The following is a 25,851-nucleotide window of genomic DNA, read 5'->3' as shown; positions in this document are numbered from 1 at the left end:
CTGAAATAGCAGTGTAAGAGTGAGGCCGCAACGCACTGGCCTGCTTGCCGCACAAGCCCCGCCCGGCTACGGTCCCGCCGCTATGCTCACCAGCCCTTTGGACTGATCTGGAACGCTCAATGCTGTCGCTTATCCGCTCGCTCGCCCGTTCGCCCATTATCGGCGGTATGATTATCGCGCTGCTTATCGCCGCCTTTGCGTTGTGGGGCGTGACAGATATCTTCCGCAGCAACAGCAGCGCTGCTCTGGTGGTGGGGCCTGAAACGGTCAGCGCATCCGAGCTGGCGCGCACCTATGAGCGCCAACTGTTTCAGATCCAGCGCGACAATCCCGAAATCACCCGTGAACAGGCCGATCAGATGGGCTTGGGTGATTCTGTGGTGCAACGCCTGATCGCGGAAACCGCGGTTGACGCAAAGGCTGATCAAATGGGCCTGACAATCTCTGACAACACCTTGTTTGAGACCCTGCGCTCCATTGACGCCTTCCAGAACCCGTTCACCAGCCAGTTTGATCCGAACACCTACGCCTCGGTGTTGCGCGATAACGGATATCGCGGTCCGCTGGCCGAGCGCCAGTTTGAAGGCGACATCACCAGCGAGCTGCGTCGCGGACAGTTCATCTCCGCGGCTCTGGGCGGCGTCTACGCGCCCGAGATTTTTAGCGACATCCGCGCCGCCTATAACGGCGAGCGCCGCAGCCTGCGCGCCGTGTTTCTCCAGCCCAGCCTGGTGGATGCGCCTGAAGCGCCCGATGATGACACGCTAACGGCTTTCATCGCTGAAAATGCTCGAATCTTTGAACGTCCTGAACAGCGTCGCATAACGCTCATGCGCATCAGCCCGACAGATTTCCTGCGTGATGTCGACGTGTCTGACGAAGACCTCCAGGCGCTTTATGATTTTCGTCTTGAGAACGGCGATCTGGCGGAACCTGCAACTCGCTCTCTGACCCAGTGGCCGGCGCCAGATCAGCAGACAGCCGAAGCCGCCGCCGCGCGCCTCAGCGCTGGCGAGACGGTTTCAACGGTTGTGAGCGAATTGAGCCTGGGCGAGGAAGTGGCTCTCGCCGACGTGCAATCCTATCAGGTGCCCGACGGTCAGATCGCCGAGCAGGCGTTCACCATGAGTGTCGGCGAGATCGCCGCCATTGAAAGCCAGCTGGGCTGGCGTGTGGTGCGCATTGACGCCGCATCTGACCCTGATACGCCTTCGCTTGAAGAGCTTGAAGCTGAATTGCGTGACGAGCTGGCGCGCGATAACGCCGAAGGCATGATGCTGGACGCCTTGGGCGTTTTCGAGGAAGAACGCGGCAATGGCGCGACGCTTGAAGAAGCCGCCATGGAAGCGGGCTTGATCGCCGAACGGATCGATTTCGTCGCGGCGAACGGCTATTCAGCCGACCGCGAGCCGGCGCTCACCCTGCTGCAAAACCCTGACCTTCTCACGGCTGCATTCAGCGCTCAACAAGGCTTCGCGACCGATCTTGAAAGCTATGGCGAAGATGGCGGGTATTTTGTGGTTCGCGTGGATGAAATCGAGCCTGCACGCCTGTCAGAGCTTTCTGAAGTGCGTGAAGACGCTGCGCAATTCTGGACCATGCGTGAAACGGACAACCGCCTGCAAACTCTGGTCGATGAGGTGCAAGCGCGCCTGGATGCGGGCGAATCGGCTGACGCCATCGCCGACTTCCTTGGAACCGGCGCCCGGGTTGAAACGGCGGTTCTGGGACGTGGCGAGACGGCGGGCCCGTTCAGCGCCCAGCTGGTCGGCCAGGCCTTCCGTTTGCCTGAGGGAGAACGCTTCGCCTCCCGCGCCGGCAACCAGACCACCCGCGCCATTGTCATCGTGGATGACGTGATCGCAGTGGACCCGGCGCAGGCGGAACGCCCGTCACAGCAAGAGCTGACGGGTGAGCTGCGCAATGACGCCACCCAGATCGTCACCAGCGCGTTGATCAACGCCTATGACGTCCGCACAGACCAGGCCCTGATTGATCAGGCGCTGGGTCGGACCACGACGCAATAACAGGCCCTAGCGTTTCATGACTGTCTTCGCTCCGGACATCGACACGGCGACCGAGCTGTGCGCGCGCGGTCAGACCGTGCTGCTGACCGCCACCCGCGTTGACGATCTTGAGACGCCTGTTTCGGCCTATCTCAAACTCGCGTCTCACAACGCCAACACCTTCTTGCTGGAAAGTGTGGAAGGCGGCGCGTTCCGCGGCCGGTATTCCGCCATCGGCCTGGATCCCGACTTGATCTGGCGCTGCCGCGGGGATCAGGCCGAAATCGCCCACGCGCCCGCCCCCGGCGTTGCGCCTGGCGCGTTTGAACCCTGTGCGGACAAACCGCTCGACTCGCTGCGTCAGCTGATTGAAGACAGCCGACTGACCCTGCCGTCTGGCCTGCCGCCCATCTCTGCGGGCCTGTTTGGCTATCTGGGTTATGACATGATCCGGCAGGTCGAGCGCCTGCCCGATCAGGCCGCGCCCGAACCGCTGGGCCTGCCCGAAGGGCAATTGTTGCGTCCGCGCGTGATGGTGGTGTTTGACGCCTTGCGTCAGGAAATCCTCGCCGCTGCTCCCGTCCGGCCCGTGCCCGGCGCCGACCCTGACTTGCAAGTCGACGCCGCGCGGCGCCGGATCGAAGCGGTCTTCGCCCGGCTGGACGCCCCGGCCCCGATCGCCAGCGCGTCTGAACCCTGGTCCATACCCGACCCGGTCAGCAATATGGAACCCGCCCAATACCGCCAGAATGTCGAGACCGCGAAAGACTATATTCGCGCCGGCGATATTTTTCAGGTGGTCCCAAGCCAGCGCTTCTCCGCGCCCTATACGGCGACACCGCTCTCGCTATATCGATCCTTGCGCCGGACCAACCCGTCGCCCTTCCTGTATTTCTTCAACCTGCCCGGCTTCGCCATTGTGGGTTCAAGCCCGGAAATACTGGTGCGCTTGCGCGGCGAAACCGTCACTGTCCGCCCGATCGCCGGAACCCGCCCGCGCGGCAATTCTGAAGAAGCCGATCAGGCCCATGAAGCGGATTTGCGTGCAGATCCCAAGGAACGCGCTGAACATTTGATGCTGCTCGACTTGGGTCGCAATGATGTGGGCCGGGTCGCCAAGCCGGGCACAATTCGCATAACAGAGCGCGAGATCATCGAGCGCTACAGCCATGTCATGCACATCGTCTCCAATGTGGAAGGCCAGTTGGCGGACGGCGAAGATGCGATTTCTGCCCTGATGGCCGGCTTCCCCGCCGGCACGGTGTCCGGCGCGCCGAAGGTTCGAGCCATGGAGATTATCGACGAACTCGAACCCCATCGTCGCGGCATCTATGCCGGCGCCGTTGGGTATTTCGGCGCCAATGGCGATATGGATATGGCGATCGCGCTGCGCACCGCCATCGTCAAGGACGGCCGCATGCATGTGCAGGCAGGGGCTGGCGTCGTGCTCGATTCCGATCCGGAATCCGAACACCAGGAGACCGTGAACAAGGCTCGCGCCCTGTTCCGCGCCGCCGCAGAAGCCTGGCGTTTCGTCTAACTGTCTGCGGCTTGAGACTGAGCAGCGCCCAATGCGCTAATCGTCACCAGTTCCACGCCCACAGCGTCCGCCCGGCGCGACAGATCCGCCAGCACCGCCAGGGTTTCAGGGCGCGGATGACCGATGGCGATCGCCTGCCCGTTCTGCAGCGCCAGAGCCAGCGCCTGGTTCAGCTGCACGCTCACAGACGCCTCGTCCGGCACATGGTCCAGAAACACATCGCGCGTCATCGCCGTCAGGCCCGCAGACAGCGCCGCAGAGGCGGCCTGCGAGCGCGGATGGGTCAGCGAATCCACGAAAATCATGGAGCGGGGCAAACCGCTTGCTGAAAAAACCGCATCCATGGCGCGCCGATCCGAGGTCAATCGGCTGCCCATGTGATTATTGAACCCCACAGCGCCGGGCACACGCGAAAAGGCCCAATCAATGCGAGACGCCATTTCGGACGGGCTCTGAACTTCAGTCAGGGCGTGCGGGCCGGGGTCTTCCACGCCCACCGGCTCCATTGGCAAATGCACGAAGACTTCCCGTCCCGCCTCTGCAGCTTCACGGGCGATCACCGACGCCGCCTCGGCATAGGGCAGGATGGACAAGGTGACAGGCGCATCCAGTGCGATCAGACGCCGGGCCGTTCCAATATCCAGACCTACATCATCAATGATGACAGCCAGTTGCGGACGACGGGGCGTCGCAGCCGACGTTAACAGCATGGGCGCAACCGGGTCTGGCTCGAGGACTGAAGGCTCAGCGGCAGAACGCTCAGGCGCGGCGTCGAGTCCCTCCGCCGCCTCGACACGGATCACGCCAGGCCAGGACGAGGCGAGTTGGCGAGAGGCGAGATCTACAGGCGCAGCGACGGCGCGCGCCTCGGCTTCGCTGCTCTTGGCGCCCAGATTATACGCGAGCGCCGCCACGAGCATAAACCCAGCGGCCAAGGCCGAGCCCAGATGCGGCGCATATGAAGCAGTACGGATCATCTGTACCTATTTACAGCGAGTCGCGGTTGGCGGCGCGTGTCGCCTTGCTTAAGTTCCACATCAGTTTTCACCGATGCCGCGAGCGCCCCATGCTGTTGATCATCGACAATTATGACAGCTTCACCTTCAACCTGGTCCATTACGTCCAGGAGCTGGGCGCGCCGACCCGCGTCATTCGCAATGACGCGATGAGCGCACAGGAGGCGTTGGCGCTCAGTCCGCAAGGCGTGCTGATCAGCCCTGGCCCTTGTGATCCGGACCGTGCGGGCATCTGCCTGGATCTGATCAGAAGTGCGCGGGAAGACCTGCCGATCTTTGGCGTCTGCCTGGGCTTTCAATCCATCGGTCAGGTGTTTGGCGGCAAGGTCGTGCAGGCCAAGGCCATCATGCACGGCAAGACCAGCCCGATCCGCCATGACGGCACGGGCGTCTTCGCCGACCTCCCCTCGCCCTATCAGGCGACACGGTATCACTCTCTGGCGGTGGATCTGCCCGACGGCACGGACCTGGTCGCCAATGCCCATACCGAAGACGGCGAGATCATGGGTCTGAGGCACAAGACCCGCCCCATTCACGGCGTTCAGTTTCATCCTGAATCCATCGCATCCGAGCATGGCCATGCGCTGATCGGCAATTTCCTGCGTCTGGCGGGACTGTCTGCTGAGCAAGCGGCATGACCCGCATGCGTCCCGCCATTCAGGCCCTGGCTCAGGGTCAAGAACCCGATGAGACCGCGCTGGCCGACGCCTTTGACGCCCTGATGGAAGGTCAGGCCGATCCCGTCGAGATCGGCGGGTTTCTGTTGGCGTTGACCGCTTTGGGTGAAAGCCCGCAAGCGCTGATGGTCGGCGCCAGGGCCATGCGCGCCCGCATGACGCCTGTCAGTGCGCCAGACAGCGCGATCGACACGTGCGGCACCGGCGGCGATGCGCGCGGCACCTGGAATATCTCGACCGCCGCAGCACTCGTAGCCGCGGGCGCTGGAGCCGTCGTGGCCAAACACGGCAACAAGGCCGCCTCGTCCAAATCAGGGTCTGCGGAAGTGCTGGAAAGCCTGGGCGTGAACCTGTTCGCCAGTCCGGAACAGGTCAAAGCCGCACTGGACCAGGCGGGTGTGGGCTTTTTGTTCGCCCAGGCCCATCACGGCGCAGTGCGCCATGTGGGGCCCGCGCGCAAAACGCTGGGCGTGCGGACGATCTTCAACATGCTGGGTCCGCTATCCAACCCCGCCGGCGCGAAACGTCAGCTGCTGGGCGTGTTTGACCGCAAATGGCTGGTTCCGATGGCTGAAGCCTTGCGCGGCCTCGGCGCGAACGCCGCCATGATCGTGCATGGCGAAGACGGACTGGACGAAATCACCACCACAGGCGTCAGCTATGTGGCCGAACTGACGCCGAACGGTGAGATCCTTGAATACGAGATCACGCCTGAGAATGCGGGCCTCAAGCGAACGGCGCTGGAAGATTTGCAGGGCGGGGACCCTGAGGAGAACGCTGAGGCGATCCGCGACCTTCTGAAAGGCGCGCCCGGCCCCTATCGCGATATTGTCCTGATCAACGCCGCCGCCGCCCTCAAGCTCGCCGGCCTCGCAGATGATCTGAAGATGGGCGCCGAGCTGGCTGGCGCCGCGATTGATGACGGCCGCGCGCAATCCGCCCTCGACGCCCTTGTCAAAGCCAGCAACGCCTAAGCGTCTATCCCTGTTAAGAGAACGCCCCATGAGCGACGTCCTGAACCGTATTGAAGCCTATAAGCGCGCCGACATCGCCGCGCGTAAAGCTGCGATGAGCTATGACGCGGTCTGCGAACGCGCTCGGGACGCCTCGCCTGTGCGCGGGTTCAAGGCGGCGCTGGACCGTGATGCGGCTGCGAATGGCCTCAGCCTGATTGCTGAAGTGAAAAAAGCCAGCCCCTCCAAGGGATTGATCCGCGCAGACTTCGACCCGCCCGTACTCGCCAAGGCCTATGAAGATGGGGGCGCCAGCTGCCTGTCTGTACTGACAGACGCGCCCAGCTTTCAGGGCCATGACGAGTATCTGGTCGCGGCGCGTGCAGCGGTGTCCTTGCCAGTCTTGCGCAAGGATTTTCTCTACGATCCCTGGCAAGTCGCCGAATCGCGCGCGCTCGGCGCGGATTGCATCCTGGTGATTCTCGCCAGCGTGGATGATTCGCTCGCTGCGGCGCTGATCGAGGAAGCGTTCAAATGGAACATGGATGCTTTAGTCGAAGTGCATGACGCCGCCGAGATGGAACGCGCTCTGGCCCTGCCCAGCCCGCTTGTAGGGGTGAACAACCGCAATCTGCGCACCTTTGAGACATCACTGGAAACCTTTGAAACACTTGCCCCCATGGTGGGTGACGACAGGCTATTGGTGGCGGAAAGCGGCATCTTCACCCGTGACGACGCGGTCAGATTGCAGCACGCTGGCGCGACGTCTCTGCTGGTGGGTGAAAGCCTGATGCGGCAAGACGATGTCACAGCGGCGACGCGGACCCTTATGGGGCGATAAAGGCATCGCAGCTTCACTTGACGTTAAGACGGAACATGCATAGAACACTTTTAGTAAGTTTCTATTTTGTTCCAAGAGGCGGTTATGCTGACCAAAAAGCAGCACGAGCTTTTGCTCTACATCAACAAGCGTCTGTCTGAAGACGGTGTGTCGCCTTCCTTTGATGAAATGAAAGAAGCGCTCAATCTCGCCTCCAAGTCCGGCGTGCACCGTCTGGTCAGCGCTTTGGAAGAACGCGGTTTCATCCGGCGGCTGGCGCACCGAGCGCGGGCGCTCGAGGTGCTGAAACTGCCGCAAACCGGCGCGCCCTCGCCTGCTCCCCCCTCGAATGTGGTGAAAGCCCCCTTCGGCGCGCCCTCTCATGAGGACAGCAGCCAGGGCGTGGAGGTTCCGGTTCTGGGCCGGATCGCGGCCGGCGTGCCGATCGAAGCGATTCAGCATGAAACCGATCGCTTGCCCGTCCCCGCGAACATGATTTCCGGCGGCGAGCATTTCGCGCTCGAAGTGCACGGCGATTCCATGATCGAGGCTGGTATCCTTGACGGCGATCTGGTGGTTATCAAACGCGGAGACACCGCCAATACCGGCGATATCGTGGTTGCACTGGTCCATGACGAAGAAGCCACGCTGAAAAAACTGCGCAAAAAGGGCGGCTCCATCGCTCTGGAAGCGGCGAACCCGGCCTATGAAACCCGGATTTTCGGCCCCAACGAAGTCAAGGTTCAAGGACGGCTTGTCGGCTTGATCCGGCGCTATCACTAGGCGCGCTGTTTGGAGCGGTTTAGTCTGCGCGACAGGGATTGCCCCAATCAGGACAGTGCAGACATGACAGACCAGGCCGCGCTCAGCTTTGACCTCTATTGGTCGTTTCGTAGTCCCTACAGCTATATCGCGGCGCAGCGCCTGCTGGCGCTTCGCGACCAATATTGTTTTACGGTGAATGTGCGCATCGTGCGGCCTTTGGCGGTGCGCAGCCCTGAATTCTTTGAAGAACGCGATTCGCGCTGGATCCATTATGTGCTCATCGATGTGGCGCGGGAGGCGGAACGCCTGGGTCTGCCCATCAGCGCCCCTACCCCGGATCCGATCGTTCAGGATCTCAGCACACTGAAGATCGCCCCAGAACAGCCGCGCATCACTTACCTCAACCGACTGGGCGTTCTGGCGACGCAGACAGGCGATGGCCTGGCGTATATCGCCGCCGCCAGCCGACGCATCTGGGGCGGCGCCAGCGCGGGCTATGAGACACCCTGGACCGATGACGGCGCGCTGGATGAAGCCGCGCACAAGGCCGGGCTCGACCCCGATTGGCTCAATACGGAAGCGGATGCCCAATCGAGCCAGATTGACGCTCAGATCCTTGAGAATGAATCCAATCAGGACGCAGCAGGCCATTGGGGCGTGCCGCTGATGGTGTTTAACGGCGAACCTTTCTTCGGTCAGGACCGCATAGACACTCTGCTCTGGCGCATGGCGCAATCCGGGCTCAAGCTTCAATAGGCTAGCTGCCCTGCGCGCCGCCCCATAAACGGCCCTGGCGGGCTTGCTCGGCGCTGCGCATACGGACAACCCGGCCCTCATGCACCCAGAATTCGAGCCCGCCGAGATCGGCCCGCGCCTCATCATCTAAAAGCAAGGCCGCGCAGCGGCGCTTGCGCCAGGCGGAGACGACCCCGTCAAAAACGATCAGATCCGCCCGGTCACAGTCTTCTTCCAACGCTTCTGGCTGATCAGTGACGGCCAGCAACAAGCCCTCCGCGGTGCGCCCCGTGCATCCCAGAGCATCACAAGCCAGCGCCGCGCGTTCCGGGCGATAGCTCGCTCCGGTGCGTTGCAGGAAGACGCGCGCATCAAAGCGGCCGCGCCTTCGGTGTGTCACAGTGAAGTCGTCGCCGCCCCCCTCAAAGCGCGCCAGCACCACGCCTCCGTCCGTGATCATCATCTGAGGCGGCGCCTGCACCATGAATAGCGCCAAGGCCGCGCAAACCAGAACACCACCGCTCAGACGCATCCACCCAAGCCCGATCACCAGACAGGCAAAGCCCAGACCGTATAATGCCAACAGAGCGGGATCGGCGGCGTTCGCGCCCACCACAGCGCCCTCGAGCGAGGACGCCCAATACGCCACGTCCAGAACCCGTCGCAGCCCCTGATCCATAACCCAGAGAAACGGTCCTTCGAGACCAATCACCGAAAACAGGAGCGCCGCGCCGCCTGCCGGCATCACCCAGAATGTGAACAGCGGCATAGCGGCCAGATTGGCCAACAATCCATAGGCCGCCATGCGTTGAAAATGAAACACCGCGAACGCCCCGGTCGCTGATCCTGCGATCAGCGAGGTCGCGCTCAATCCGGCTATCGCGTCTTTGAGCTTGGCGAGGAGCGAGGTTGAGCCTCCGCCCTCTGGCCGCCAACGCCGAAAAACGTCAAAGCTGGCGATCAAGGCCGCAACAGCGGCGAAGCTCATCTGAAACCCCGGCTCGATGACGCTTTCCGGCGTTATGAAAATGATGAAAATCGCCGCCAGAGCCAAAGACCGCATGGAGAAGGCCTGCCGGTCGCACAAGACGCCGACCAGCACCACGAACGCCATGATATAGGCGCGCTGGGTGGACACCGCCGCCCCTGACACGACCAGATAGAGACTCGCGGCCACCAACGCGCCCAGGGCGGCGGGCTTTCGTGGGTCATGGCCCCGCGCCCAAGGCTCCCAGGCTGCGAAGAGCAGACGGATCAGCCAATACGCGCCGCCCGCAAACAAGGCCATGTGCAAGCCGGAAATCGCCAGGATGTGGCCAAGCCCTGACAAACGCAGCGCTTCTGCGTCCTCAAAAGACACTCGCGCCCGCTCCCCGGTCAGCAAAGCCGCCGCCACAGCGCCTGTGCGTGGCCCAGCCCCCGCTTGCAAACGCTCTGACAAGCGCCATCGAAATTGCGCCAACTCGAGCATAACGGGTCTTGGCGCGGCGATCTCAGCGGGTTCAAGCTCTGAGATCGCGTATCCCGTCAGTCCAATCTGATCAAACCAGGCTGCTCGGCCCGGATCATACCCCCCTGCGGCGACCGGCGCAGAGGGCTGCGACAGGCGGGCGCGAACATGCACCGCGTCGCCCGGTTCAAATGCGCCCAGCCCCGCCCGGACGCGCACGCGAAGCGGCGGCACGTCGGCATGTTCCAGCTCATGGACCCGGATCAACAGTCGCGCGCGCCCGTCCAATCGTTCCACGCGTTCGATCCAGCCTGTCACTTGCGCGCTGCGTTCGCTGACGAAACGCTCGAGCGGCGGCGGCGCCAGCGCATGGCTGCGATGGCCCGCAAGAACAAAGCCCAGACAGATGCAGCCGAGTAAAACCCACAGATACAGCGTGCTGACATCGCGGCGCACGCACCAGGCCAGACCACAAACCGTGGTCAGCACAAGGCCTGCCAGGACTGGGATGCCACCTGGTTCATCCGGCCAGGAGAAATAAGACGCCGATCCCACCGCAAGTGCGATCGGGGCCCATAAGATCAGCCGATATGGATCAGGTGCATTTACCGTCAACGGAGCGCCCAACCCGGCGAGGAGCGCCTGGCGCAGGGCGGGGATTTCCCCTGAGGGTGGAAATCTGAGCGGCTTCACACCTTCATTTTGGCGTGAACATCAGGCTGAGGCTATGACGGAAGCGGTTTGGCGTGCTAAAGAGCACGACCCTTCGCACTGCAGCATGAATTCGCGATTGCAAGATCATATGAAAATCATCACCCGGTTCGCCCCGTCCCCGACTGGCTATCTGCATATTGGCGGCGCTCGCACCGCATTGTTCAACGCGCTTTTCGCGCGGGCCAATGGCGGTGAATTCAAGCTGCGTATTGAAGACACCGATCGCGCCCGCTCAACGGACGAGACGGTCCAGGCGATCGTGGACGGGCTGAGCTGGCTTGGCCTTGATTGGGATGGCGAGACCGTCTCTCAGTTCGCGCGCGCCGACCGTCACCGTGAAATCGTGGATGCGCTGATCGAAAAAGGCGCTGCATTCCGGTGCTATTGCACGACGGAAGAAACAGAAGCCCTGCGCGAACAGGCGTTCGCTGAAGGCCGGGCGCTGCGCTCGCCCTGGCGCGACCGCGCTGCGTCCGAAGCGCCTGCTGATGCGCCTTTCGTAGTGCGCTTTCGCGCCTCGGACACCGATACGGTGATCGAGGATGCGGTCCAGGGACAGGTGCGCTGGGGCGCCAAGGAATTTGACGATCTTGTGCTTTTGCGCGGTGACGGGAACCCCACTTATAATCTCGCCGTTGTGGTCGATGATCATGATATGGGCGTGACTCATATTATCCGCGGCGACGACCACCTGACCAATGCTGGGCGTCAGGCCCAGATCTATACTGCGCTGGGTTGGGACATCCCCGTCTTCGCCCATATCCCGCTCATTCATGGTCCCGATGGCAAGAAATTGTCCAAGCGTCATGGCGCGCTGGGCGTGGAAGCCTATCGCGATATGGGCTATCTGCCTGAAGGATTGCGCAATTATCTGCTGCGGCTGGGCTGGTCCAAAGGCGACCAGGAATATTTCACCGACGCTGAAATGATTGAGGCCTTTGACCTGAAAGGTCTCGGCAAAGGCCCGGCGCGGCTGGATTTTGACAAGATGTCCAGCGTCAACGCCTGGCATATGAAACGCGCGGACGATGCGCGTTTGACCGATCTGCTCTGGAACCGCCTTGAGGGTCGCGAGGATGTGCGGCTGGATGATCAGGCGAAAGTCTGGGTGTCTTCAGCAATGAAAGTGCTGAAAGAACGGGCGGCGACCCTCGCAGAACTGGACGATCAGACCTATTTCCTTATCCGTTCTCGTCCGATCGAGATAACGGGCAAAGCTGCGAAGGCGCTCAAAGATGACGCCAAAGCGCTCTTATCGCGTCTTGCGGTGGTTTTAAGGGAGACGCCAGACTGGACCGAGGCGGCTCTGGGCGAGGTGCTTAATGCTTTCGCAGAAGCTGAAGACGTTGGATTTGGCAAGGTGGGTCAGCCGCTCCGAGCGGCCCTCACCGGTGGCGCGCCAGCGCCGGATATGAGTTTCGTACTGGCGGTTCTGGGACGAGATGAAGTTCTGGATCGGCTCAATGACGTGATGGACTAGGTCGCGCCCCTTCACAGGCCGCGTTCATCATGACCCATAGAAAAGGGGTTGGAGATATGGAAAACAAGATTCAACCGAAAGGTTCCGCACAGCTGTCGATTAACGGCGAGACTTATGACCTGCCTGTGTATGGCGGCTCCATCGGTCCGGACGTCATCGACATTCGTGCGCTTTATAAAAATGCGGGTGTTTTCACCTTTGACCCCGGTTTCACGTCCACTGCGTCGTGCGAAAGCCAGATCACCTATATTGACGGCGACGAAGGCACGCTTCTGTATCGCGGCTATCCGATTGATCAGCTGGCCGATAACGCCAGCTTCATCGAAGTCGCCTATCTGCTTCAAAACGGTGAGCTGCCGAACGCCAAGGAACTCGAAGAGTTTGATTGGACGATCCGTCGCCACACCATGCTGCACGACCAGTTCGACCAGTTTTTCCGCGGCTTCCGCCGTGACGCCCACCCGATGGCGATCATGGTCGGCACTGTGGGCGCGCTGTCCGCGTTCTATCACGACTCAACAGACGTCAATGACCCGCAGGCGCGTCTGATCGCGTCTCACCGCATGATCGCGAAGATGCCGACCATCGCGGCGCGGGCGTACAAGTATCACATCGGTCAGCCCTTTGTGACGCCGCAGAACGATCTCGATTACGCGTCGAACTTCCTGCAGATGTGCTTCGCGGTCCCGGCGGAGAAATACGAAGTCTCCCCGACCCTGGCGCGCGCCATGGACAAGATCTTCACCCTGCACGCCGACCACGAACAGAACGCGTCGACCTCGACCGTGCGTCTGGCCGGCTCTTCGGGCGCCAACCCGTTCGCCTGCATCGCGGCCGGCATCGCCTCGCTGTGGGGCCCGGCCCATGGGGGCGCCAATGAAGCGGCGCTGAACATGCTGGCGGAAATCGGATCGGTGGAGAACATCCCCGAATACGTCGCCAAGGCCAAGGACAAGAACGATCCGTTCCGCCTGATGGGCTTTGGCCACCGCGTGTACAAAAACTATGACCCGCGCGCCAAAGTGATGCGCGAGACCTGTCACGCCGTGCTGGACGAACTGGGCGTGCGCAATGATCCGCTGCTGGCTGTGGCCATGGAGCTGGAGAAGATCGCGCTGGAAGATCCATACTTCGTAGAGAAGAAGCTCTATCCGAATATCGATTTTTATTCGGGCATCACCCTGAAAGCCATGGGCTTCCCGACCGAGATGTTCACCGTGCTGTTCGCCCTGGCCCGCACCGTGGGCTGGATTGCGCAATGGTCGGAAATGATCGAGGATCCGAGCCAGAAAATCGGTCGTCCGCGTCAGGCCTTCACCGGCGCGACCGCGCGCGACTTCGTCGGTATCGACAAGCGCTAATCTACGAACAACTAAATCTAAAAAGACCGGCGGAGCAGCAGCTTCGCCGGTTTTCTTTTATGGGTCCACTAAGTCTTTAGCGCCCCAAACCCGTCCCGTGAAAACAAATCATCCAGGCCAACGCTCAGTGTCTCAGACAAGCGCAACGCGATCTCGATGGTGGGATTGAACTGGCCGCGTTCGATCGCGCCAATGGTCTGCGGATGCACCTGTACACGGTCCGCCAGGGCCTGACGCGACAGGCCCCGATCTACCCGATAGGTCTTCACCCGGTTCTGGAAGGCGACGGGATCAGCCATCGGCGTCCTCATCCTCATCGCCTGAAAAGTCAAAATCAGTCGGGCTCAACGACCACGCCAGCACCAATTGTGGTCCGGACAGGGCCAGGGTGACCGCGGCTAGACCCACGCCAACCGAATATCCTGCCGGCAATGGAGATGCGCCCACCGCCGCGACCATGACCATAAGCCCGAGCGCCAGCTTCAGACCCTGCCGCGTCGCCATGGCGACAAGGGCTTGCTGACGCTCGTCATATGGCTCGCCCGGTACGGAAAAAGCAGGACGGCTTGCGAGAAAGAGCTGTCTGTCCAGCCAGAACGCCAGAACCGAGCCAATCAACAGTACCGGAGCCAGACCTGAGACGGACTGGGTTATCGATGTTTGTGAGATCAGCGCCTGTATAACGCCTTCGCTTACAAGGGATAAGGCAAGGGCGAAGACTGCAAAGATCAACAGCGCAAAAAACACCAGACTGCGTCGCTTGGACGTCGGCGCCCACGCGAGCGCCTTGCTTGGATCGTCATTCGCGTCCGCACTGTACAACCCGTGAAGCGGCCCCTGGGCACGCATGACAGCCTCCTGTTTAAGCTTTAAAATGTAGTATATATACTACCTTTCAATGCACAAGCCTGTCGCCATGGTTCAACGCAGGTTTCGTCTAAATCAGGGATAACACGGCTGCCGCAGCGTTCGCAGACGGCGATCCACCCTCGCCGCGCATATGGTCGGTGACCGCGCGCAGCTTGGCCGACAGGTCAGACCGTCGCGCCGGATCGTCCAGCAAGGCGGCAACGCTGTCTGCGAGCACATCGCCCCGGCATTGGGTCTGGACATGTTCGGGGATCAGCATCTCGTCTGCGGCAATATTGGCGAGCGAGATGTATTTCGACTTCATCAGGAAAAAGCGCGCCGCCGCCCAGGCCAGCCAGCCCAAACGATAGGCCGCCACAGTGGGGACGCCCAATCGCGCCAGCTCCAGCGTCACCGTGCCTGAGCAGGCCAACGCCACATCAGCGGCGTGGAAGGCGTCCCGGCGTTCCTCGCCATCCACAATGAGCAAATTATCAAAGGCGGGCTCGGCCTTGATCATCTCCCGCGCCTTGTCGGCAATCGAGGGAGCCAGCGGGGTGATGAGTCGGAGCTTGGGGCGCTCGGCTTTCAACCGGCGAGCGGCGTCAGCGAAGCGCGGGAACAACCGGGTCAATTCCGACATCCGGCTGCCGAACAAGACCAGCAAGAGCGGATCCTCAGGGCTGACGCCGTGACGGGCGCGAAAAGCTGCGCCGTCGCCGCTCAGATCCCGCTCGAGCGCGGGATTGCCCACAAAGCTCACATCCATGCCATGCTCGGTGAAGTATGGCGCGTCAAACGGATGGATCGCCAACAGATGATCAAATGTGTCGGCGGCGACCTTGGCGCGCTCGCGCCGGGCTGCGAACACCTGGGGCGCGACATATTTGATCAGCGGCACGCCAGGCAACGCCTCACGCAGTTTCCAGGCGGCGCGCAGCATGAACCCCCAGGAATCAATGAGCACGACCGCATCCGCGCCAAATGCCTTGGCGGCGTCCGCTGTTTCCTGGGCGCGCTGATGGACAAGGTTGATGATTTTCAGCCCGTCAAACAAACCAAAAACCGACAGTTCTGAGATATCAAAAGGCGAGACGGCGCCGCGCTTGGCCATCTCTGGCCCGCCTACACCGGCGATATCCACATCTGGGCGCAAGGCGCGCAGCGCGTCGATCAGGTCGCCCGCCAGCGCATCGCCAGACGGTTCCGCCGCCACCAGGAAAATCCGCGGCGCACGCGCCAGTTCAGTCTTCACGGTCAGAGGTTCGGTCATCACAGACACCCGGCAGCTCGTCCAGTGTTACGGCCCAGACCGCCAGCCCTGCCGCATCGGCGGCGCGCGCAACAGCCTCTCGGCCTAAAACCATAGCCCCGCCGGCAGGGATGACGATACCGGCTAGCCCTGCGCGCGCTGCGCCTTCAACCGTGGAGACACCGATCACCGGCAAATCAATGCGTCGTTCCTGATCAGGTTTGGGGCGCTTGGCGAGAACCCCCTTGCGAGTGATGGCGGAGCCTCTCAGCTCGGGCGGCAAGCCAGCGACGCGCGCCAGCATCTGATCGGTGCCTTCCTGAGCTTCCACAGCCAACACCAGCCCGTCGCAAACCACAGCCCCCTGTCCGATATCCTCAGCGCCTGTGACCCCGGCGATGTGAAGCGCCTTTGCGGCGTCAGCACGCACGCCGGGACCCGGCTCGACCGCGCCAATCAGGCCAGGCGCGACCAGAAGTTCATCTGCGATGTCGTTGGCGCCAACAACGGTGAAGCCCTCTTTCTCAAAAAAGCCGACAATCGCCCGCAGGAGCGCGTCATCTCCCCGGGTCGCGGCCGCGAGCGCCTGAGGCAGGAACGCCATGCCCTTGAGGTCAGGCTTGAGCGCGGAAAAGTCAGGACGCGTAACGATGCCCGCGAAGCAGACAGCATCGCAATCGGCCAATCGCAGATCCTTGACCACCTGCCCGAGCTGAGCGATGCCGCGAATGATCGGACTGTCATAGCGGGTCGGGTCTGCAAACCCTTTGAGCGCAATCACGCACGCCAGACGATCACCGCCCTGAGCCGCTTCGGCCACATAGACCGGAAGGTCCCCGCCCCCCGCAATCAGGCCCAGACGCTCAAACACCGCCAAAACCTACCGCCCCTCTGGAGAACAGAGCGGACGCTTGGCAGGGGTGCGGATGAATTCAACGATATCCATCACTTCCGGTCGGTTTTCAAACAGACGCGCCGCATCCTCGATCCGTTCGTTGAACGCGCCTTCATTGGCGAAGACCAGGCGGTAAGCCGCACGCAGATCATGGATCGCATCGCGTGCAAAGCCGCGGCGTTTGAGCCCTACGAGATTGAGGCCTGCCAACGCGCCCAGATTATCCACCATGCCATAGGGAATGACATCGCCGGTCACCGGCGCGCCGCCGCCGATAAAGGCATATTTGCCGATCCGGCATTGCTGGTGCAAAGCCGACAGCCCGCCCATGATCACGTAATCGGCCACCGTGGAATCACCGCCCAGCGTCGCATTGTTGGCGAAGACCACATGATTGCCGACCGTGCAGTCATGGGCCACATGCGCCCCGACCATAAAGAAATTATCTGAGCCGACCTCGGTCACGCCCTTTGCGCTCTCGGTGCCCATATGCATGGTCACCTGCTCACGCAGAATGTTGCGATCCCCGACAATCAGACGCACATCGCCACCCTTGAACTTGAAGTCCTGGGGCGGCTCACCGAGTGAAACGAAGGGATGCAAAACGCAATCGGCGCCCAGATCGGTCTGGCCGTTCAGCGTCACATGGGAGATCAATCGCGTCCGGTCGCCGATCTTGACGTTCGGACCGACAATGCAGAACGGGCCGATCTCGACGCCGTCGCCGAGCCGGGCGCTGTCGTCCACAAGGGCGGTGGGATGGATGGTGTGAGTCATGCTCGCTCCGTCAGGCGTCGCGCGGGGCCGAGGTCGCGGAGAAGGTCGCATCCGCGCACCGAACGCCGTTGACGCGCGCTTCGCCTTTGAACTTGAAAACGCCGCGGCGATTGGCTGTCACCTCAACGGGCATCTCCAGCACATCGCCCGGACGAACGGGGCGGCGGAACTTGGCCTGTTCAACGCCCATGAAATAGATCAGGGTATTGGAGATGTCCGCATCGAGCGTTTTTGACATCAGGATCGCGCCCGTCTGAGCCAGCGCTTCGATGATCAGCACGCCCGGCATGACCGGGTTTTCGGGGAAATGTCCCTGAAAATGCGGCTCGGCCGCCGAGACGCATTTGAACCCGACAATGGACTCGCCCGGCACATAGGCTTCAGCCCGGTCCACCATCAAGAACGGGTAACGATGGGGCAACCGGCGCAGGATTTCATCAGGCCCGATGGTCATCGTCTCTTCGCTCATGTCTCATCCTTCTTGCGCTCAGGCTTGGACTTGCGCCCAACCGCGCGCCGCAGCCACGCTGTTTCACGCATAAAGCTTTGAATGGGTTGTGCAGGCGACCCCGCCCAGGTCTCGCCAGGCGGCACGTCTTTCATAACGGCCGCATCCGCAGCAAGCCTGGCCCCGGCGCCAATTTTCAAATGATCCGCCACGCCCACACGACCGCCAAATTGCGCACCGGCTCCAATGACCGTGCTGCCTGAAATGCCGGCGAACGCCGCCATCACGGCGTATTCGCCCACATCCACATTGTGTCCGATATGGCAGAGATTATCGATCCGCGCGCCTTTGCCGATCCGGGTGTCACTTAGCATGCCGCGATCCACAGTCGCATTCGCGCCAAGCGTCGCCTCATCCTCGACGACGACGCGGCCCAGATGCGGCAAGGTGAAAACCTCGCCTTTTTCATAAGCGAGACCAAATCCGGCTTCGCCCACCACCGCGCCAGCGGAAATTTCACACTTCACCCCAATCAACGCGCATTGCACATTTGCGCGTACGCCGATCCGGGTTTGAGCGCCGATGACGACGCCCGGTCCAATGATCGCTCCCGCCTCAATGCGCGCACCCTCGCCAATGACAGCGTCCGGCCCGACAATGACACCTGGCGCGAGGCGGGCCGTCGCAGCGATCTGTGCAGAGGGGTGAATAAAGTCGCCGCCGTCATGGAAACGGGTGGCCAACAGCCGGGCCGCGGCTTGCGCAAACCCTGCGCGCGGCGCCCTGTGGACCAGAACCGTCTCGCACTGGGGCAAAGCGTCAGCCCAGCTCGCATCCGGCACAATGGCGACGCCTGCAACTGGCGGCGTTTCCGGCGGCGCCTTGCCAGCCAGAAACAACAATTCTCCCGCCGATGCGGCGTCAGGCGTGGAGACGTCAAAAACAGCGACATCGCCGTCGCCGATCAGGTCAGACCCGATAAGCGCGGCGATGTCAGAAGCCTTGAGCGGGCCGAGCCGCTCAAAAAATCGCGGGTCGGCCCCCATATCAGACCAACCTTATTGCTGCTGTTGAGCAGGCTGGGTGGGCACGCGCACGCGATTGACCGGCGTGGTCGAGATCCGCTGGTTCAGACGCTCGATCGCAGACTGGCTGATGTCGACGGAATCAGCGGCGAAAACCACCACCGAGCGATCAATGAGCACGCTGGCGTTCCGCTCGGTGACGATCTCTTGCAGCACTTCCTGAAGGATAGGCAAAACCGGACGCATGGCCTGCTGTTCGGTGGCTTGCAGCTCCTGGGCGCGGATACGGCGGGTCTGCTCGAAGGTCGCGGCGTCTCGCTGCAGGCTTTCATACCGTGCGGCCAGATCCGGACGCTGACGGATCGCGTCCTCAGACAGGGCGGACAGTTCAGCGTTAAGCGCTTCGCTTTCAGTCTGGATGGCCGTTTGCTGCGGTCCGAGTTCGGCCTGGATTTCCTGGCCGATGGCTTCCAGACGGGAGGCGATGTGCTGACCGACAGCGCTCTCTCGGAGGATGCGCTGTTCGTTCATGACGAGCACACCCTGAGCAAAACTCGCAGCGCTGAAACCAATGGTCAGAGCGAGAGCTGCAGCGAGCATGCGCAGCGGGCGCATAGCGGCGAAAATCTGACGTTTCATGAGTTTAGAACCCCGTTCGTGTGCTGAAGCGGAAGAACGCCCCTTGGTCGTAATCTTCCTTGATAAAGGCGTGCGCCAGGTCGAACCGCACCGGGCCGAATGGAGAATCCCAGAAGATGCTCATGCCGGCCGATGCGCGCAGCGCCAGGTCGTCAACGGTGAAGATGGCGGACTCTGTGCCATCATCGTCGATCTGGTCGTCGTCAGGCAGGACGCCGACCGTACCGAATTCTGTAAACAGGCTGCCGCGAATGCCGTACTGCTCCGGCAAGCCGAGTGGGAAGCCCATTTCAAAAGCGCCAATGGCGTAGAAATTACCGCCCAGAGCATCGCCGGACACAAACTCGTCGCCATCTTCAAGGGGTTCGGCCCGGCGCTGGACGACCCGGGGGCCGATGCCGGCCGTTTCAAAGCCGCGGAAGGAATTGCCGCCTTTGAAGAAACGGTCGTTAATGCGCGCGGTGTCGCCGCCCCAAGAGAACAGATAGCCAGCTGAACCGGTGGCGCTGAAGACCAGACGATCGCGCCAAACGCTGCGATAAACGCCGCCTTGAAGTTCAGAACGGACATAGCGGACATCGCCGCCAATCCCGGCGAAATCCTGGTTGAAGCTCAACTGGAACCCGCGTGTCGGTTCACGGAAATCATCGGTCCGGTTCCAGCGCAGCGAATAGCCCAGCAAGGATGTGACCCGAGAGCCCGCCGCGCGCTGGATGGATTCTGAAACGCCGGCAAACGTGGTGACATCATCGGTCCGCATCGTGTAGCTGACGCCCGCTTGCACAGCCCGCGTCAGCGGGAAGCCGGCGCGCAGCGTGATGCCGGTAGACTCTGTCTCAAACGACGCTTCGCTGGAGAAGTCAGACCTCACGCGGAACAGATCAAAACCTGCCGCAAGATTGCGATCGAGAAAGCGCGGCTCGGTAAAGCGGATATCGATCTGCTGCTGGCGCGAGCTGGTGGAGACCCGCAAGCGCAGGAACTGGCCGCGACCGCGCAAATTGCGCTCAGAGATCGAAAAGTCGACCAGGAAGGAATCCGTCGAGGAGAATCCCGCGCCGAAAGCCAACTCACCCGTGGGCTGCTCGGCAACCCGCACCTGAACCTGGGCGCGATCGGGAGCGCTGCCCTGGATTGGCTCGACCTCCACATCTTCAAAGAAGCCCAGCTGACCGACACGGGAGCGCGAAACGTTCACAAGCGCCTGGTTAAAGGCGTCGCCTTCCACCAGATCGAGTTCACGTCGGATCACACGGTCCAGGGTCCGGGTGTTGCCGATAATGTCGATGCGTTCAATGTAAACGCGTGGGCTTTCCTCGATGACATAATTGATGTCGACTGTCTGGTCTTCGCGGTTCAGCGACACGCGCGGACTGACATCCACAAAAGCGTAACCGGCGGCTCCGGCCGCAAAGGTCAGCGAATCCGTGGCGTCCTCGATCAGGCTGCCCACATAGAGCCGTCCAGGCTGGGTGGGCAGCACCGCTTCAAGATATTCAATGTTCAGATCCGAGATCTCGGTCTCGACGGTGATCTCGCCAAATTCATAGCGCTCACCTTCGTCCATGGTGAAGGTGACGTAGAATTCAGACTGGTCAGGCGCGAGTTCAGCGGAAACCGAGGTCACGCGGAAATCCGCAAAACCGCGGTCATTATAGAAGGTGCGCAGCTGCTCACGGTCATATTCGATCCGGTCAGGGTCGTAATTGTCGTTGGAGCTGAAGAATTTCCACCACCGCGCCTCGGTGGTGACGATCTCACCGCGCAGGCGGCGATCAGAATACGCCTCATTGCCGACAAACGAAATGCGCTCGACGCCCGTCACCGGTCCTTCCGAGATTTCAAAAACAAGGTCGACGCGGTTCTGGGGCAGTTCGACGATCTGCGGCGTCACCTGAGCGGCGAACCGGCCCGAGCGTCGGTAGACTTCGAGTATGCGCTGCACATCAGATTGCACGCGCGAGCGCGTGAAGAGGGCGCGGGCCTGAAGCTCAATTTCATCAGTGATCTTGTCATCGCCAATCGCACGATTGCCTTCCAGAATCACGCGGTTAACGATGGGGTTCTCTTCCACGTAAAGAACCAGCGACGCGCCGTCGACGGCCACTCTGACGTCGGAGAACAGATTGGTGCTGTAAAGGGTCTGGATCGACAGATTGATCAAACGCGAGTTGGGAAGATCTCCGGGCTGGATCAGCAGATAAGACAGAATCGTATCCGCTTCGACGCGCTGATTGCCTTCCACAAGGATCTGCAGGATGGGCTGCTGAGCTCGTTCCGGTGAGCTTTCCACCTGCGCCGTCTCGGAGGCGGAGGTGACGGGGTTAACGCCCGCATCCTGCGCATGGCCGACGCCTGCGGTAATCACGCTCAGGAGCGCAGCCGCCAATCCTTTGAAAATCACATTCATGAAAGGCCCTCGTCCCTCGCCCGCGACGCCCCCTGTCACAGGAACTGTCCGCGCAAATAACTCAAATCATTCCAAGTGGCCACCAAGAACATGGCCAAAATCAAGCCAAGACCCAGCCGAAACCCAATTTCCTGAACGGAGGGGCTTGGCGGGCGCTTCGCTATCGCTTCATAGGCGTAGTACACAAGGTGCCCGCCGTCGAGAACCGGAATGGGCAGAAGATTCATTAACCCCAGTCCGACGCTTAACAGAGCCGACAGCGCCAGCATCACCACAAACAGCCGTTCAAGCCGCGTCAGCAGACCCACAGGCTGCGCCGCGCCCCCATCACTGACCGCCAGATTTGCCAGCTGACCCGCTGTCGTAGCGATGCCAACAGGGCCATTGATATGCTCGGTAGAGGCGCGGCCGGTGACCAGTCGCGAAAGATAGCTGATGATCATGCCGGTGGTGTCGACCGTCCGTGTCACGCCATAAACCGGCGCTTCCCAGAGCGCGGGACGCACCACCTGTATCTGCGCGTCCTGAGAGACGCCGACGCCCATGAAGCCCACAGCGCGCTCGCCGCCCAGACCGTCAGGCCGCAAGGTGCGATCTGGCGTGACCGTCAGTTCGACAGGCGCTCCGTCCCGCTCGACCGTAAAGCGAATGGGTTGATTGGCCCGGGTGGCCACATATTCGCGGATAGAGTTGAAATTGTTGATCTGTGATCCGTTGATTTCGGTCACCAGATCTCCGGATTGAAAACCGCCTTGCGCCGCCGCCGAACCTTCTTCCACGACACCGATGCGCGGTTCGATCACCTGCTCGCCGTTCATCACCCCGAGGACCGAGAACAGCACCATCGCCAAGAGGAAATTGGCCAGCGGCCCCGCCGCCACGATGAAGGCGCGCTGCCAGACCGGTTTGAAATGCAGCACGCTGTCCGGATCGGGATGCTCCGCGCGCAGTCTGTCGAGCGTGTCGTAATCGGGCGCGCTGGCGGCGTTGGCGTCGCCGCGGAACTGGACATAGCCGCCCAGCGGCAAGGCGCTGACCTTCCAGACCGTCCCCAGCTTGTCGGTGCGCGAGACCAGCGTCGGGCCAAAGCCCATGGAAAACGCGTCCGCATGCACGCCGCACATCCGCCCGGCCCAATAATGGCCCAGCTCGTGAATAATCACGACAAAGCCCATCACCAGGATGAAGGCGAAAATGGACAGGGTTCCGGACCCAAGCCAGTCGAGCATGTAGTCTCCTTACGCAGCAGCCGCTTAGCGCACTCGCTGCTTAACCGCGTCCATCGCCAACCGACGCGCTTGCCGGTCTACGTCTAACACAGCCTCAAAGCCAGATGGCTGCACGGATGCGACGCCGTCTGCTTCCCCTCGCTCCAGAGAGTCAGAGACGCATGCCGCGATGTCAAGAAAGCCTATCTGACCATTCAGAAAGGCGGCGACCGCAACTTCATTCGCGGCGTTGAAAATCGCCGGCGCGCCCCGCCCCGCATCAAACGCCGCACGCGCCAGGCCAAGCGCTGGAAACCGAACCGGATCAGGAGCTTCGAAGGTAAGCTGGCTGAGCTTGGCGAGGTCCAGCCGTTCCACAGGGGTCTCAAGCCGATCCGGCCAGGCCAGAGCGTGAGCGATGGGCGTGCGCATGTCCGGCATGCCCAGCTGCGCCAGCATTCCACCATCAACATACTCAACCAGGCCATGCACAATGGAGTCCGGGTGCACCAGAACATCCACTTCGGTCTGCGCCAAGCCAAACAGATGGCACGCCTCGATAATCTCAAGGCCCTTATTCATCATGGTGGCGCTGTCCACCGAGATCTTGGCCCCCATGGACCAGGTGGGATGGGCCACGGCCTGAGCGGGACTCGCCTGTCCCATCTGCTCAAGCGACCAGTCTCGGAACGGGCCGCCCGATGCAGTCAGAATGATCTGGCGAATGCCGGCGCGTTGCTGCTCGTCAAAGGCCTGGAAAATGGCGTTATGTTCTGAATCAACTGGCAGCAGACGGGCGCCCGCCTCTCGCGCAGCTGTCATGAACAGATCGCCGGCGCAGACCAGCGCCTCTTTGTTCGCGAAAGCCACGGCGGCGCCCCGGCGCACAGCCTCCAATGTCGGCGGCAGTCCGGCTGCGCCGACAATCGCCGCCATCACCCAGTCCGCGGACATGCGCGCGGCTTCACAGACGGCGTCAGGACCTGCAGCGTTGCGAATAGCCGTCCCCTTCAGCGCGGCCGCCAGCGCCTGACCTGCTTCAGGGTCGGCGACGGCGCAAAAGCGCGCCTGTGTCCGAATCGCCAGCTGCGCCAGATCCTCCGCCTGACTGTTCGCCGTCAGCGCCACGACCTCGAAAGCTCCGTCCGGCGCACGCTCGATCAGATCCAGCGTGGCGCGCCCCACAGAGCCTGTTGCGCCCAGAATTGTGACTGTCCGTGCGCTCATGCGCTTCCTCCAGGCCAGCCGCCCGGACCGATCCACGACCAGAGCCCGGCGAACAGAGCCGCCATCATCAGCGCATCCACGCGGTCCAGAACACCGCCATGCCCGGGGATCACCGTACCGGCATCCTTGACGCCGAAGCGGCGCTTGGCCAGCGACATCAACAGATCACCCGCCACCGCCATAAGCGCCGTGGGGGCCGCCAGAATCGCGCCATGCCTGGGGTCCCAGCCGGCCCACCAGGCCGCGAATGCGCCCGCGATCACGCCAAAGGCGAGCCCCGCGACCAACCCCGCCCAGGTCTTGTTCGGGCTGGCGGCGGGCAACAGTTTCCAGCCGCCCAGCCAGGATCCCGCCAGATAGGCGAACGTATCTGCGGCCCAGACCACGCTGATCAGAAAGACGACGCCCGCCAGCCCAGCGGTGTCCTCATGCCGCAATGCGCCCAGCACGCTGGCGGCCAACGCCACATAAGCGACGCCGAACAACGCTTCATACCCCCGTCCGCGTGGCCGCCGATCGGCATAGGCCGCCAAAGCGCCGCCCAGAATCCAGACGGCAGCCCCCAGCAGTTCAAGCTGGCTGGCGAGCAACACCCCGCCCACCGCCGTGCTGGTGGCGATCGCAAACGCGCGCGGCGGAGCCATAGGGTCGGACATGCGCACCCATTCCCACGCCATGGCGGCGGAAAAGGCGGCGATGAAGATGGAAAAGGCAGAGCCGCCCCAGATCACCAGCCCGATTGAGACAGGGGCAAGCGCCAACGCGGATAACACCCGGCGGGAGAACATGGGATCGCCGCGCACAGGCTTGCGAGGCATGTTTACATCGTCAGCACGGTCGGGGTCAGCCATGACGCACGCCGCCATAGCGACGGTCCCGGCTGGCGTATTCGGACAAGGCGTCCTGAAAGGCTGACTTGTCAAAGTCAGGCCAGAGAACGTCCATGAACACAAATTCCGCGTATGCGGCCTGCCACAAGAGAAAGTTGGAGATGCGGTGTTCGCCGCTGGTGCGGATCACCAGATCAGGGTCAGGCAGACCCGCAGTGTCCAGATACCTGGCGAAATCTGCTTCTCTCACCTGTGATAAATCGCCGTCATGCGCCTCGGCCGCCCGGCGCGCCGCACGAATAATCTCGTCACGGCCACCATAATTAAAAGCGATGTTGAGAAAGAAGGCGTCATTGCCCGCCGTCCGCGTTTCCACAGACTCAATCAGGCTCAACAATTCCTCTTTAAGCCCCTCATGGCGCCCGAGAATTCGCACGCGAACGCCTTCGGCGTGCAACCGGTCCAGATCCGCCGCAACGAAATGCCGTAGCAGCTCGAACAACGCCTCGACCTCTGAAGCCGGACGGTTCCAGTTCTCGGTGGAAAAGCTGAACAGTGTGAGATAACGCACGCCCAGCTGGCCGGCGGCGCGCACGGCCTCGCGCACCGCCTCGACCCCTTTGCGATGACCAAAGGCCCGCGGGCGCCCCCGAGACGCCGCCCAGCGACCATTGCCATCCATGATGATGGCGACGTGCCGGGGCGTCTGGCCGGACGGTTCGGTCTCGCTCATGGAAACGGCCCTCCCGCCGTCGCAGGGCGCCCGCAAGCGAG

The 25,851-nt window shown here is 62.0% G+C and carries 24 protein-coding genes; 9 read left to right on the top strand and 15 right to left on the bottom strand.

The genetic code is table 11. From position 1 onward, the window contains the following. Positions 1–119 precede the first annotated feature (119 nt). Both ACP154_RS11890 and trpE read left to right on the top strand, forming a co-directional pair. The gene (locus ACP154_RS11890; RefSeq protein WP_421858923.1) at positions 120–2,027 is read left to right on the top strand and encodes a SurA N-terminal domain-containing protein; all 1,908 of its coding nucleotides are present in this window, start codon (positions 120–122) and stop codon (positions 2,025–2,027) included. A 16-nt stretch (positions 2,028–2,043) separates the two neighbouring features. Next, positions 2,044–3,546: an anthranilate synthase component I gene (gene trpE / locus ACP154_RS11885; protein WP_421858925.1), complete on the top strand. Its 1,503-nt coding sequence runs from the start codon at positions 2,044–2,046 to the stop codon at positions 3,544–3,546. Here the strand turns inward: trpE and ACP154_RS11880 are convergent. Then, positions 3,543–4,523, bottom strand: a complete 981-nt coding sequence (locus ACP154_RS11880) for a divergent polysaccharide deacetylase family protein (RefSeq protein ID WP_421858928.1) — start codon at positions 4,521–4,523, stop codon at positions 3,543–3,545. The two genes, trpE and ACP154_RS11880, sit on opposite strands and share 4 nt — an antisense overlap. A gap of 89 nt (positions 4,524–4,612) precedes the next feature. Between ACP154_RS11880 and ACP154_RS11875 the strand changes: the two genes are divergently transcribed. The 5 genes from ACP154_RS11875 (at position 4,613) to ACP154_RS11855 (ending at position 8,533) form a co-directional block, all read left to right on the top strand. Beyond that, on the top strand, positions 4,613–5,200 hold the full coding sequence (locus ACP154_RS11875; protein WP_421858930.1) for an anthranilate synthase component II: 588 nt from the start codon (positions 4,613–4,615) through the stop codon (positions 5,198–5,200). After that, positions 5,197–6,213 (top strand): anthranilate phosphoribosyltransferase, encoded by a 1,017-nt coding sequence (gene trpD, locus ACP154_RS11870; RefSeq protein WP_421858933.1) that lies wholly within the window; start codon positions 5,197–5,199, stop codon positions 6,211–6,213. The genes ACP154_RS11875 and trpD overlap by 4 nt, the downstream gene beginning before the upstream one ends. A gap of 28 nt (positions 6,214–6,241) precedes the next feature. Then, complete coding sequence (gene trpC, locus ACP154_RS11865) at positions 6,242–7,033, top strand: indole-3-glycerol phosphate synthase TrpC (protein ID WP_421858936.1); 792 nt, start codon at positions 6,242–6,244, stop codon at positions 7,031–7,033. Between the two features lie 84 nt (positions 7,034–7,117). After that, complete coding sequence (gene lexA, locus ACP154_RS11860) at positions 7,118–7,795, top strand: transcriptional repressor LexA (protein WP_421858939.1); 678 nt, start codon at positions 7,118–7,120, stop codon at positions 7,793–7,795. Between the two features lie 63 nt (positions 7,796–7,858). Then, positions 7,859–8,533, top strand: coding sequence for a 2-hydroxychromene-2-carboxylate isomerase (locus ACP154_RS11855; protein ID WP_421858942.1), 675 nt, complete (start codon positions 7,859–7,861; stop codon positions 8,531–8,533). Position 8,534: 1 nt separating this feature from the next. Here the strand turns inward: ACP154_RS11855 and ACP154_RS11850 are convergent, their stop codons facing one another. Next, positions 8,535–10,517, bottom strand: a complete 1,983-nt coding sequence (locus tag ACP154_RS11850; RefSeq protein ID WP_424993794.1) for a ComEC/Rec2 family competence protein — start codon at positions 10,515–10,517, stop codon at positions 8,535–8,537. A 247-nt stretch (positions 10,518–10,764) separates the two neighbouring features. Between ACP154_RS11850 and gltX the strand changes: the two genes are divergently transcribed. Together gltX and gltA are read left to right on the top strand one after the other, a co-directional pair. Further along, positions 10,765–12,156, top strand: coding sequence for a glutamate--tRNA ligase (gltX, locus tag ACP154_RS11845; protein WP_421858946.1), 1,392 nt, complete (start codon positions 10,765–10,767; stop codon positions 12,154–12,156). A gap of 56 nt (positions 12,157–12,212) precedes the next feature. Next, the gene (gene gltA, locus ACP154_RS11840) at positions 12,213–13,517 is read left to right on the top strand and encodes a citrate synthase (protein WP_107713151.1); all 1,305 of its coding nucleotides are present in this window, start codon (positions 12,213–12,215) and stop codon (positions 13,515–13,517) included. A 68-nt stretch (positions 13,518–13,585) separates the two neighbouring features. Here the strand turns inward: gltA and ACP154_RS11835 are convergent, their stop codons facing one another. From ACP154_RS11835 to uppS, 13 genes are all read right to left on the bottom strand, one after another. Next, entirely contained in the window at positions 13,586–13,816 is a 231-nt protein-coding gene (locus ACP154_RS11835; RefSeq protein WP_107713150.1) for a helix-turn-helix transcriptional regulator, read from the bottom strand. Further along, positions 13,809–14,366, bottom strand: a complete 558-nt coding sequence (locus ACP154_RS11830; RefSeq protein WP_421858948.1) for a hypothetical protein — start codon at positions 14,364–14,366, stop codon at positions 13,809–13,811. The genes ACP154_RS11835 and ACP154_RS11830 overlap by 8 nt, the downstream gene beginning before the upstream one ends. 88 nt (positions 14,367–14,454) lie before the next feature. Beyond that, positions 14,455–15,639, bottom strand: a complete 1,185-nt coding sequence (gene lpxB, locus ACP154_RS11825; protein WP_421858950.1) for a lipid-A-disaccharide synthase — start codon at positions 15,637–15,639, stop codon at positions 14,455–14,457. Further along, on the bottom strand, positions 15,611–16,495 hold the full coding sequence (locus ACP154_RS11820; RefSeq protein ID WP_107713147.1) for a UDP-2,3-diacylglucosamine diphosphatase LpxI domain-containing protein: 885 nt from the start codon (positions 16,493–16,495) through the stop codon (positions 15,611–15,613). The genes lpxB and ACP154_RS11820 overlap by 29 nt, the downstream gene beginning before the upstream one ends. 3 nt (positions 16,496–16,498) lie before the next feature. Then, entirely contained in the window at positions 16,499–17,290 is a 792-nt protein-coding gene (gene lpxA / locus ACP154_RS11815) for an acyl-ACP--UDP-N-acetylglucosamine O-acyltransferase (protein WP_133723203.1), read from the bottom strand. Between the two features lie 10 nt (positions 17,291–17,300). Next, positions 17,301–17,759 carry a 3-hydroxyacyl-ACP dehydratase FabZ gene (fabZ, locus tag ACP154_RS11810; RefSeq protein WP_421858953.1) on the bottom strand — a complete coding sequence of 153 codons (459 nt, stop codon included), beginning with the start codon at positions 17,757–17,759 and terminating at the stop codon, positions 17,301–17,303. Then, the gene (lpxD, locus tag ACP154_RS11805; RefSeq protein WP_421858955.1) at positions 17,756–18,784 is read right to left on the bottom strand and encodes a UDP-3-O-(3-hydroxymyristoyl)glucosamine N-acyltransferase; all 1,029 of its coding nucleotides are present in this window, start codon (positions 18,782–18,784) and stop codon (positions 17,756–17,758) included. The genes fabZ and lpxD overlap by 4 nt, the downstream gene beginning before the upstream one ends. A gap of 12 nt (positions 18,785–18,796) precedes the next feature. Then, complete coding sequence (locus ACP154_RS11800; RefSeq protein ID WP_107713143.1) at positions 18,797–19,402, bottom strand: OmpH family outer membrane protein; 606 nt, start codon at positions 19,400–19,402, stop codon at positions 18,797–18,799. Positions 19,403–19,406: 4 nt separating this feature from the next. Further along, positions 19,407–21,812, bottom strand: coding sequence for an outer membrane protein assembly factor BamA (gene bamA / locus ACP154_RS11795; RefSeq protein ID WP_421858957.1), 2,406 nt, complete (start codon positions 21,810–21,812; stop codon positions 19,407–19,409). 35 nt (positions 21,813–21,847) lie between these two features. Further along, complete coding sequence (locus ACP154_RS11790; RefSeq protein WP_421858959.1) at positions 21,848–23,041, bottom strand: M50 family metallopeptidase; 1,194 nt, start codon at positions 23,039–23,041, stop codon at positions 21,848–21,850. 24 nt (positions 23,042–23,065) lie between these two features. Continuing rightward, positions 23,066–24,247, bottom strand: coding sequence for a 1-deoxy-D-xylulose-5-phosphate reductoisomerase (gene dxr, locus ACP154_RS11785; RefSeq protein WP_107713140.1), 1,182 nt, complete (start codon positions 24,245–24,247; stop codon positions 23,066–23,068). Beyond that, positions 24,244–25,098 carry a phosphatidate cytidylyltransferase gene (locus ACP154_RS11780; RefSeq protein ID WP_421858963.1) on the bottom strand — a complete coding sequence of 285 codons (855 nt, stop codon included), beginning with the start codon at positions 25,096–25,098 and terminating at the stop codon, positions 24,244–24,246. Before ACP154_RS11780 ends, dxr begins: the two co-directional genes overlap by 4 nt. Further along, positions 25,091–25,810, bottom strand: coding sequence for a polyprenyl diphosphate synthase (uppS, locus tag ACP154_RS11775; RefSeq protein WP_421858966.1), 720 nt, complete (start codon positions 25,808–25,810; stop codon positions 25,091–25,093). The genes ACP154_RS11780 and uppS overlap by 8 nt, the downstream gene beginning before the upstream one ends. Between the last annotated feature and the right edge of the window lie 41 nt (positions 25,811–25,851).

Origin of the sequence: Oceanicaulis sp. (assembly GCF_965249665.1) — a bacterium.
In the GTDB taxonomy this organism is placed as follows: Bacteria; Pseudomonadota; Alphaproteobacteria; order Caulobacterales; family Maricaulaceae; genus Oceanicaulis.
The sequence above is the reverse complement of the archived record's forward strand: the minus strand, read 5'-3'. Positions and strand labels throughout refer to the sequence as shown.